At 50.5% G+C, this 463-nt stretch carries 1 pseudogene; it reads right to left on the bottom strand.

Annotated features, from left to right (window positions below):
- Positions 1-371 precede the first annotated feature (371 nt).
- Positions 372-463, bottom strand: a pseudogene (locus KDM89_RS22635) (CreA family protein); the annotation flags it as partial.

The raw sequence follows: 463 nt of genomic DNA, 5'->3' as shown, positions 1-463 counted from the left end.
GACGAGGTGGTATCCGTATCGTTTTGATCAGTGCGTCAACTGACTGCTCATTCGCTACGGATAATTGGGTTGTTGAAGTCATGGTAACGCGAGATGGGATCAAACTGAGCGTTTCTGCCCTGTCTGTGTAGGGTCAGGCGCAAGCTAACACGCATTCTAAACCAAACATTACTATCCGGAAATGGAAATAACAGAAAAATCCTGTAATCAGCCAGACTTAAGCCGAATCAGGCAGCACGAGCAGCTTGCCCCCTGTTAAACCGAGTTCCGGATATGCGGCACATTCTGTCACCCGCCCTTACGCTCTGTTGGCAGACAAAACGGAGCATGCCCCCCCCCAGAGCGGGTGACGCGGCTACTGTGCGATTTATTTACTTGAGCGGAATCGTGATACTGCGTTCTACTGGCACCGCAGTCACACTGTTTTTAGGCGAACCATCGATCAGCTTGTCCGAATAAGTCA

Source organism: Cognatundibacterium luofuense (genome assembly GCF_018139685.1).
GTDB classification, from domain to species: domain Bacteria; phylum Pseudomonadota; class Gammaproteobacteria; order Burkholderiales; family Burkholderiaceae_D; genus Undibacterium; species Undibacterium luofuense.
This window is presented reverse-complemented; position numbering and strand designations above follow the sequence as displayed.